The following is a 599-nucleotide window of genomic DNA, read 5'->3' as shown; positions in this document are numbered from 1 at the left end:
CCTCGTCGACGTCTGGGCGCTCTGGATCATCGGGCTCGCGGGCTTCGGCATGCGCGCCCTCGACGTCCCCGTCGCCCCCGCCATCGTCGGCCTCATCCTCGGCCCCCTCGCCGAGCAGCAGTTCCGCCGCGCCCTCGCCATCAGCCAGGGCGACGCCACCGTCTTCCTCACCCACCCGATCTCGCTCGCCCTCCTCCTCCTCGCCACCCTCCTCGTCGCCCTCCCCCCGATCATGCGACAACGGGCGCGCGCAAGGCGACGGCCGGGATGACAGCCCAGTCCTCGGATCCGCGCGCCCGGGCTTGACCACCCAGGCAACGTCTGCGACCCGCTCGGCGAGCGTACCGATGCAACGCCTGAAAGGCCCGCCATGATCCTCGAGACCGCCGAGCTGACCATCGCCCCTGGGCGGGAGGCCGCCTTCGAGGCGGCCGTGCGCGAGGCGGTGCCCTTGTTCCTGGCCTCGCCGGGCTGCCGAGGCGTGCGGCTGCACCGGGTGGTGGAGGTGCCCGGCCTCTACCGGCTCCTCGTGGACTGGGCGAGCCTCGAGGACCACACCGTCGGCTTCCGCGGCTCGGAGGCCTTCACCCAGTGGCGGG

At 73.5% G+C, this 599-nt stretch carries 1 protein-coding gene and 1 pseudogene; both read left to right on the top strand.

Annotated elements, in window-relative coordinates:
* A pseudogene (locus RUMESO_RS25605) lies at positions 1–271 on the top strand (tripartite tricarboxylate transporter permease); the annotation flags it as partial.
* Positions 272–370: 99 nt separating this feature from the next.
* The coding region (locus RUMESO_RS02900; RefSeq protein ID WP_037277997.1) for an antibiotic biosynthesis monooxygenase family protein at positions 371–599 on the top strand (229 nt) is incomplete at its 3' end.

This window comes from Rubellimicrobium mesophilum DSM 19309, from assembly GCF_000600335.2.
In the GTDB taxonomy this organism is placed as follows: Bacteria; Pseudomonadota; Alphaproteobacteria; order Rhodobacterales; family Rhodobacteraceae; genus Rubellimicrobium; species Rubellimicrobium mesophilum.
The sequence above is the reverse complement of the archived record's forward strand: the minus strand, read 5'-3'. Positions and strand labels throughout refer to the sequence as shown.